This window comes from Paenibacillus sp. 01L418 (genome assembly GCF_056400045.1).
Genome location: NZ_JBFTSN010000836.1, coordinates 1 through 794, shown reverse-complemented (window position 1 = coordinate 794; position 794 = coordinate 1). Strand labels below are relative to the sequence as shown.

Annotated in this window: 1 protein-coding gene; it reads right to left on the bottom strand. The window is 37.4% G+C overall.

The window, feature by feature from the left end; genetic code table 11:
- The coding region (locus AC1DSE_RS36025; RefSeq protein ID WP_477529211.1) for a hypothetical protein at positions 1-644 on the bottom strand (644 nt) is incomplete at its 3' end.
- Positions 645-794: the final 150 nt, after the last annotated feature.

The following is a 794-nucleotide window of genomic DNA, read 5'->3' as shown; positions in this document are numbered from 1 at the left end:
ATAATATAGAGCTCTGCTTTATCCGCCAAATCCGCTGAACGTAATATTTGCTGTATCCACTCCGTATCCAATAACAAAACGCCTATGTAAATTTCCTGCAGGTATCGGTTTGGAAGAACGGATTTAACCTTCCTGAAAGCCAGTATGCCCTGGTCTTTTGAAAATGGAGGAGAAATCTGCAGCTTATTGCTTATTCTGTTCTTATTTTCCATCTCTTTCAAATACGTCACCATAGGATGCATAAGCAGTTCTCCTGTGGATACTAAGCGGAAATCTTCTGAACTAATCATACCGATGGATTTTAAGGCAGGTTCCAATGACAAGTACGAGTTTAAATTTCTCAGCAAAATATCGGATTCCTGCCATGATTTATTCTCGAGCATGATGGACTGAACATTCCGGTTAAAGAAAATCGACTTTGAAAGCTGATCCATTCGGTAAAAATATTCGTCAAACCGATTGTTAGTTTGCGTCACGAAAATATTAATATTATCGAGTGCGTTCTTTTTTAGAATATTAATATAAGAAAAATAGCCCACTGTCCCTAGAAGGAGAATGGGCAAAACGGCAATACAAATATTTGTGAGGATCATCCGAAAGCTTAATCTATACTTTGTTGTATAGGACACCAGTTCTTTAAACATGAGATCCTCCGAGACATATGATGATAGCAACAATTTCTCAGTAGTTCGGACAAGGGTTAACGACTCAATAATGTCACAATATAATCAGTTTGTCTATGTGTTTTATTGTGGATTCGGGTGTGCTTTTATGTGTTTTTTATTGTGCGAACC